Origin of the sequence: Paracoccus hibiscisoli (genome assembly GCF_005048265.1) — a bacterium.
GTDB classification, from domain to species: domain Bacteria; phylum Pseudomonadota; class Alphaproteobacteria; order Rhodobacterales; family Rhodobacteraceae; genus Paracoccus; species Paracoccus hibiscisoli.
In genome coordinates this window covers 22,056-28,852 of sequence record NZ_SUNH01000030.1, presented here as the reverse complement: position 1 = coordinate 28,852, position 6,797 = coordinate 22,056, and the positions used below count along the sequence as shown (strand labels likewise).

Annotated in this window: 8 protein-coding genes; 6 read left to right on the top strand and 2 right to left on the bottom strand. The window is 68.5% G+C overall.

Features of this window, described 5'->3' with window-relative positions; all coding sequences use genetic code 11:
* Positions 1 to 127 (bottom strand): GTP-binding protein (locus FA740_RS16645; protein ID WP_232017738.1); only part of this gene is annotated, 127 nt, incomplete at its 3' end.
* 265 nt (positions 128 to 392) lie between these two features.
* Here FA740_RS16645 and FA740_RS16640 point away from each other — a divergent pair.
* Together FA740_RS16640 and FA740_RS16635 are read left to right on the top strand one after the other, a co-directional pair.
* Entirely contained in the window at positions 393 to 1,232 is an 840-nt protein-coding gene (locus FA740_RS16640; RefSeq protein WP_136857930.1) for a tellurite resistance TerB family protein, read from the top strand.
* A 147-nt stretch (positions 1,233 to 1,379) separates the two neighbouring features.
* Positions 1,380 to 2,288 carry an SDR family oxidoreductase gene (locus tag FA740_RS16635; RefSeq protein ID WP_136857929.1) on the top strand — a complete coding sequence of 303 codons (909 nt, stop codon included), beginning with the start codon at positions 1,380 to 1,382 and terminating at the stop codon, positions 2,286 to 2,288.
* Here the strand turns inward: FA740_RS16635 and parC are convergent.
* The gene (gene parC / locus FA740_RS16630; protein ID WP_136857928.1) at positions 2,285 to 4,528 is read right to left on the bottom strand and encodes a DNA topoisomerase IV subunit A; all 2,244 of its coding nucleotides are present in this window, start codon (positions 4,526 to 4,528) and stop codon (positions 2,285 to 2,287) included. The genes FA740_RS16635 and parC overlap by 4 nt on opposite strands.
* A 128-nt stretch (positions 4,529 to 4,656) precedes the next feature.
* Between parC and FA740_RS16625 the strand changes: the two genes are divergently transcribed.
* Genes FA740_RS16625 through FA740_RS16610 form a run of 4 tightly spaced genes read left to right on the top strand, consistent with a single transcriptional unit; the run spans position 4,657 to position 6,793 of the window.
* Positions 4,657 to 5,181 carry an SH3 domain-containing protein gene (locus FA740_RS16625; protein ID WP_136857927.1) on the top strand — a complete coding sequence of 175 codons (525 nt, stop codon included), beginning with the start codon at positions 4,657 to 4,659 and terminating at the stop codon, positions 5,179 to 5,181.
* Positions 5,178 to 5,996 (top strand): SDR family NAD(P)-dependent oxidoreductase, encoded by an 819-nt coding sequence (locus FA740_RS16620; RefSeq protein WP_136857926.1) that lies wholly within the window; start codon positions 5,178 to 5,180, stop codon positions 5,994 to 5,996. The genes FA740_RS16625 and FA740_RS16620 overlap by 4 nt, the downstream gene beginning before the upstream one ends.
* A 24-nt stretch (positions 5,997 to 6,020) precedes the next feature.
* Positions 6,021 to 6,221, top strand: coding sequence for a twin transmembrane helix small protein (locus FA740_RS16615; RefSeq protein ID WP_136857925.1), 201 nt, complete (start codon positions 6,021 to 6,023; stop codon positions 6,219 to 6,221).
* On the top strand, positions 6,221 to 6,793 hold the full coding sequence (locus FA740_RS16610; RefSeq protein ID WP_136857924.1) for a cob(I)yrinic acid a,c-diamide adenosyltransferase: 573 nt from the start codon (positions 6,221 to 6,223) through the stop codon (positions 6,791 to 6,793). Before FA740_RS16615 ends, FA740_RS16610 begins: the two co-directional genes overlap by 1 nt.
* Positions 6,794 to 6,797 lie beyond the last annotated feature (4 nt).

Below are 6,797 nucleotides of genomic sequence, written 5' to 3'. Positions count from 1 at the left end.
CATAGGCGCGGAATTCGCCGAAATACTTGGTGATCGCCGCCGTCAGCGTCGTCTTGCCGTGGTCAACGTGGCCGATCGTGCCGATGTTGACGTGCGGTTTGTTCCGTTCAAACTTTGCCTTTGCCATCTGGGCCTCCTGGATCAGCGGGGCATGGCTGAGACGGCCCCGGAATTGACGTGCGCTGCGATCTATAAGGCGGCCGGGGAAAAATCAAGGGCGGGAACGCGGTCGCTGCACCATTCCAACACGGCACGTCCGATGCCGGGCGGACCGACGACGTCCCGCGCTGCGGGGGGCTTTCCGGGAACTGCGCGCCAACCCATATCGTTCACAGCACAAGCAGACCGGCCGCAACGCGACCCGTGTCCTGCATGACCGAAAGGAACTGCGCATGAGCCTGATGAAAAGTCTGACCAAAGTCGCCGCCGGCGTGATGCTGGCCAAGGGAATCGGCGGCATGATGAACAACCAGCAGCGCGGCGGCACGTCCGGCCAGGGCATTGGCGGCCAAAGCGCCGGCGGTCAGCGCGCGGGCGGCGGATTGCTGGACAACCTGCTGGGCAACAACACCGGCAGCGGCACGGGCGGCAGCCTGAACCAGATGCTGGGCCGCGCGCTTGGCGGCGGCGCGGGTGGGACCGGCGGATCGCTTGGCGGTCTGCTGGACAAGCTGGGAGGCTCTCAGGGCAGCACCGGTGGCGGCCTGGGCGGCATGCTGGGCGGTATTCTGGGCGGCGCGGCGGCAGGCGGTGCCGCGGGACAACTGGCGCGCAAGGATTCGCAGGCGCAGAACCAGGCCAGCTTTGGGTCGCTGTTCGACGATGCCCTGTCCCATGACGGAGAGCCCGAGGTGGCCCCCACCCCGGAACAGAACGCGATGGCCGGGCTGATGCTGCGCGCGATGATCCAGGCCGCCAAGTCCGACGGCCATGTCGACGACGCGGAACGCCAGCGCCTGCTGGGCCACCTGGGCGACGATCTGGACGAGGACGAGCGTCAGTTCATCCGCGACCAGATGGCCGCGCCCGTCGATGCGGCCGGTCTGGCCCGCGACGTCCCCGAAGGGATGGAGCGTCAGGTCTATCTGATGTCGCTGCTGGCCATCGATTTCGACAGCGAGGCCGAGGCCCGCTATCTGAACGACCTGGCGGGCGGGCTGAAGCTGGACCGCGCCACCGTCAACGACATCCACCGCGAGGCCGGGGTCATGCCGCTTTATAACGCGGGCTGACGATCCGACACGACCTGCAAGCCCGCCGTTCCCCGGAACGGCGGGCTTTTCCATGCGGGGGGGCAGCCCGGCGTCTTGATGAATGATGCAGGAACAATCCGTCCGCCGCGGCGGTTGGCCCCGGCAATCCAGAACCAGAGGTGATCCATGTCCGACACTCCCGCACGCACGCCCTTCCGCAGCGGCGCCATCACCGATCCGCGCCTGCCTGTCCCCGATTTCCCCGCGCAGGAGCAGCCCTTTCCCGGCCTCGCGCGCGAGATGGACCCCCTGCCGGACCACGGAGAGACCAGCTATCGCGGCTCGGGCCGCCTCAAGGGCAAGCGCGCCCTGATCACCGGCGGGGACAGCGGCATCGGCGCCGCCGCCGCCATCGCCTTCGCGCGCGAAGGGGCCGATGTGGCCATCACCTATCTGCCCGACGAACAGCCCGATGCCGACCGCGTGGTCGCCGCCATCCATGCCGACGGGCGCCGCGCTGTGGCCATCCCCGGCGATCTGCGCGACGAAGTCTTCTGCAAGGAGATGGTCGAAAGCGCCGTGTCTCAGCTGGGCGGGCTGGACATCCTAGTCAACAATGCCGGCCGCCAGCAGTTCTGCAACCGGCTGGAGGACCTGACGACCGAAGATTTCGACGCCACGATGAAGACCAACATCTATGCGCCCTTCTGGGTGACGCGCGCCGCGCTGCCGCATATGGAGGCGGGCGGGTCGATCATCATCACCTCGTCGGTGCAGGCGTTTTCCGGGTCGGCACACCTGTTCGACTATGCGCAGTCCAAGGCCGCGAATGTCGCCTTTGCGCAGTCGCTGGCCAAACAGCTGGCCCCGCGCGGCATCCGCGTGAACGCCGTCTGCCCCGGCCCCTACTGGACCGCGCTGCAGATCAGCGGCGGCCAGCCGACCGACAAGGCGCAGGAACACGGCGCGTCACAACCCCTGGGCCGCCCCGGCCAGCCGGTCGAGATCGCGCCGATCTATGTGCTGCTGGCCTCGGACGAGGCCAGCTATATCACCGGTGAGTACTTCGGCTCGGTCGGCGGCGGCGAGCTCTAGGCGAACCGGTTGTCGCGCGGGAAACCGCGCGGCGCCATCCGGCCCACGCTGCCGCGCTTGCCCAGCCATTCGGTCAGGTCGGGCTCGGTCCGGGTCTTGCCGCCGGTCATGGGCCAAGACAGGCCCTGCGCCAGCGTCAGGCAGATCGCGTCCACCATCCCGTCATCCTTCAGCAGGCCACCGCCCTTGCCATAGCGCTGCAGGCGCACACCCTTGCCGCGCGCCATCTCGGGCAGCTCGGCCAGCGGGAAGACCAGCATCTTGCGGTTCTCTCCGACGACGGCGACGTGATCACCCGACACCGGACGGCACAGCAGCGCGTCGCCGTTCAGGACCTGCTTGCCCGATTTCGTCTGCGCCAGGATATCCCCCGCGCCTACGATGAACCCGTCCCCGGCCTTGGACGCCACCAGATAGCGCGCGCCCTCGCGCCAGGGGAACATGGCGATCACCTGCGCCTCGTTGGGCAGGTCAATCATCAGGCGCAAGGGCTCTCCCATGCCGCGCCCGCCGGGCAGCGTGTTGACCGGGATGGTGTAGAACCGCCCGTTCGATGCAAAGACCATCAGCTTGTCGGTGGTCTCGGCGTGCAGCGCCTGGCCGGGGCCGTCGCCATCCTTGAACTTCAGCTCCGCATCCAGCGGCTGATGCCCTTTCAGGCTGCGGATCCAGCCCATCCTGGACAGGATCACCGTCACCGGCTCGCGCTCGATCATGGCGTCCAGATCGATCACGGGCATCTCGGTCGCCTCGCTGATCGTGGTGCGGCGCTGGCCCTCGGGGCGCGACTTGCCGAACAGGTTGCGCACCTCCTTCAGCTGGTCGGCGATCCGCGCCCATTGCGCCTCCTCGCTGTCCAGCATCGCCTGCAGCCCCTCGCGCTCGGCCAGCAGGGCGTCGCGTTCGGCGCGCAGCTCGATCTCCTCCAGCTTGCGCAGGGCGCGCAGGCGCATGTTCAGGATCGCCTCGACCTGGACGTCGTTCAGACCGAATTCGGCCATCATCACGGCCTTGGGCTCATCCTCGGTGCGGATGATCTCGATCACGCGGTCCAGGTTCAGATAGGCGACCAGATAGCCTTCCAGCACCTCAAGGCGCGATGCGATCTTGTCCAGACGATAGCTGGCGCGGCGCACCAGCACCTCGCGGCGGTGGTCCAGAAAGGCGCGCAGGACCTCCTTCAGCGAACAGACCTTGGGCACGCGCCCGTCGATCAGCACGTTCATGTTCAGGTTGAACCGCGTCTCCAGGTCGCTGGAGCGGTACAGCGCGCCCATCAGCTGCTCGGGGTCGACGGTGCGGGCGCGCGGTTCGATGACGATGCGCACATCCTCGGCGGATTCGTCGCGCACATCGGCGAAGATCGGGATCTTGCGCAGCTGGATCAGCTCGGCCAGGCGTTCGATCAGCTTGGATTTCTGCACCTGATAGGGGATTTCGGTGACCACGATCTGCCACAGGCCCCGGCCCAGATCCTCCTGATGCCAGCGGCAGCGCAGGCGGAATGCGCCGCGCCCGGTGCGATAGGTCTCGGCCATGCTGTCGGCCGATTCGACCAGCACGCCGCCGGTCGGGAAATCAGGGCCCTTGATCAGCGTGGCCAGCGTGTCGTCGCGCGCATCGGGCACCTTGATCAGATGCAGGCAGGCATCCACGACCTCGTGCAGGTTATGGGGCGGGATGTTGGTGGCCATCCCCACGGCGATGCCCGAGGCGCCATTGGCCAGCAGGTTCGGGAAGGCCGAGGGCAGCACGACAGGCTCGCTCAGCGTGCCGTCATAATTGGGGCGGAAATCGACCGAATCCTCGGTCAGCCCCTCCATCAGCGCCTCGGAGGCCGCGGCCAGGCGGGCCTCGGTGTATCGCGCGGCAGCGGGGTTGTCGCCGTCGATATTGCCGAAATTGCCCTGCCCATCCACCAGCGGATAGCGCATGGCGAAATCCTGGGCCAGGCGCGCCATCGCGTCATAGATCGCCGCGTCGCCATGCGGGTGATAGTTGCCCATCACGTCGCCGGTGATCTTGGCCGACTTGCGGAACGCCCCGTTGGGCGCCAGCCGCAATTCGCGCATCGCATAGAGGATGCGGCGGTGCACCGGCTTCAGCCCGTCGCGGGCATCGGGCAGCGCACGGTGCATGATCGTGGACAGCGCATAGGTCAGGTAACGCTCGCCGATCGCGCGGCTGAGCGGTTCGGAATGGGTGCCCTTTTCGGGCGCAGGGATCAGATCATCGGCCATGCGCCTTGGATAGGGCGCGCGGCCTCTCCGGTCCAGATCGAAAAGCGGCGCGCGGGAACGGGGCATCGCGCGTGGCGTTGTGCCGCCGGATGGGTTAATTCGACCACAGCAGGGATGGGAAACGCGCGATGATCAGGCTGGGACTGCTGATGCTGGTGACGGTGGCGGGCTTTGTGCTGGTCCTGACGCTCTATGGCGATGACGACCTGCGGGCCGCGCGCCGCCCGGCAGCGCCCGCCCCGTCCAGCGCCGCGCAGGACGCCGGATCTCCGGTCCTGACCGCCCCCGCCGGTTCGCTGGCGGCCCAGCCCCCCGTGGACGTGGTCCCCGCCGCCAGCCAGACCCCCGAGCGTACGCAACGCTTCCCCGGCCCCGCGCTGGAGCCGTCGCCCGAATACCCGTCCGGCACCCCCGACCCCACGGCCGAGGCCGCAGCCCCCTTGGGCGCCGAGGGGCCGGTCCTCTATGTCACCGCGACGCGCGTGAACATGCGGTCGGGCGCGGGCACCGGCAACCCGGTGGTCACCGGGCTGGACGGCGGCACCGCGGTCGAGGCAATCGGCCCTACCGGCGGCGAATGGGTCGAGGTGCGCACCCCGGGCGGCCAGCAGGGCTTTGTCGCGGGCCAGTTCCTGTCGCCCGACGCCCCATGAGGCGCGTGCTGATCACCGGCTGCTCATCGGGGATCGGCCTGGACGCGGCGCGCCACCTGCGCGACAGCGGCTGGCGCGTCGTGGCCACCTGGCGCAAGCCCCAGGACATCGCCGCCCGCCAGGCCGAGGGGATGGAGTGCCTGTCCCTGGACCTGTCCTGCCCCGATAGCGTCGCCGCCTGCGCCCGCGACGCGCTGGCGGGCGGGCCAGTGGACGCGCTGGTCAACAACGCGGCCTTTGCCCTGCCCGGCGCCGTCGAGGACATGCCCCGCGACGCCCTGCGCGCGATCATGGAGGTCAACCTGCTGGGCACGCATGACCTGACCATCCGCCTGATCCCGCATTTCCGCGACCGGGGCGCGGGACGCATTGTCACCATCAGCTCGGTCCTGGGGCTGGTGGGCATTCCCTGGCGCGGCCCCTATGTCGCCACGAAATTCGCGCTGGAGGGGCTGACCGACGTGCTGCGCCTGGAGATGCACGGCACCGGCATCCACGTCACCCTGATCGAGCCGGGCCCCATCACCAGCCGCATCCGCGAAAACGCCATCCCGCATTTCGAACGGTGGGTGAACTGGCAGGCCAGCCCCCGCGCCGACCAGTATCGCGCGACGCTGCTGAAACGGCTTTACGAACCGTCAGGCAAGGACCGGTTCGAGCTGCCGCCGTGTGCCGTCAGCGACCGCATCCTGACCGCGCTGACGGCCCGGAACCCGGCCCCGCGCTACTATGTCACGGCGCCCACGCGCATTTCCGGGGTCGCGCGCCGGGTTCAGCCGACCCGCGCTCTGGACTGGTTCGCGCGGCGGAACTAGGTTGGCGGCCGAAAGGCGGTAATCATGCCCGATACATCCCTGTTTCTTGTGACCGTCCTGTCCATCGGCGTCGTCATCGCGATCCTGATGACCGGGATCGGCGGCTTTGCCAAAGGCGGCGACTTCAACCGCAAGCATGGCAATCGCATGATGCGCTGGCGGCTTTACGCCCAGGCCGTGGCGATCGTCATCCTGATGGGCTTTCTGTGGCTGGGGGCACGCTGATGGTCGTCCTGAACAAGATCTATACCCGCACCGGCGACAAGGGCGACACCGCCCTGTCCGATGGCAGCCGCGTGGCCAAGCACGACCCCCGCGTCGAGGCCTATGGCACTGTGGACGAACTCAACGCCACCCTGGGCCTGTGCCGCCTGCACGCGACGGGCGATCTGGCCCGGCAGATCGGCGTGATCCAGAACGACCTGTTCGATCTGGGCGCGGACCTGTCGCGCCCGAACATGGCCGCGGACGATCAGGCCGGATACAAGGTGCTGCGCATCATCGACGCCCAGGTCGACCGCCTGGAGGCCGAGATCGACGCCATGAACGCGCACCTGACGCCGCTGCGCAGCTTCATCCTGCCGGGCGGCACGGCCATCGCGGCGCATCTGCACCTGTCGCGCACGGTCGCGCGCCGCGCCGAACGCCGCGCCACCGAACTGCTGGCGGGGGGCGATGTGAACCCATCCGCCATCCGCTATCTGAACCGGCTGTCGGACTGGCTGTTCGTGGCGGGCCGGGTGGTCAACGACAACGGCGCGGATGACATTCTGTGGGTGCCCGGCGCCAGCCGTTAGCGCC

What these genes read in the sequence shown, in the direction of transcription:
- FA740_RS16635 (WP_136857929.1), top strand. Translation starts at nt 1,380, where the DNA reads ATGTCCGACACTCCCGCACGCACGCCCTTCCGCAGCGGCGCCATCACC.
- FA740_RS16640 (WP_136857930.1), top strand. Translation starts at nt 393, where the DNA reads ATGAGCCTGATGAAAAGTCTGACCAAAGTCGCCGCCGGCGTGATGCTG.
- FA740_RS16615 (WP_136857925.1), top strand. Translation starts at nt 6,021, where the DNA reads ATGCCCGATACATCCCTGTTTCTTGTGACCGTCCTGTCCATCGGCGTC.
- FA740_RS16625 (WP_136857927.1), top strand. Translation starts at nt 4,657, where the DNA reads ATGATCAGGCTGGGACTGCTGATGCTGGTGACGGTGGCGGGCTTTGTG.
- FA740_RS16610 (WP_136857924.1), top strand. Translation starts at nt 6,221, where the DNA reads ATGGTCGTCCTGAACAAGATCTATACCCGCACCGGCGACAAGGGCGAC.
- FA740_RS16620 (WP_136857926.1), top strand. Translation starts at nt 5,178, where the DNA reads ATGAGGCGCGTGCTGATCACCGGCTGCTCATCGGGGATCGGCCTGGAC.
- parC (WP_136857928.1), bottom strand. Translation starts at nt 4,528, where the DNA reads ATGGCCGATGATCTGATCCCTGCGCCCGAAAAGGGCACCCATTCCGAA.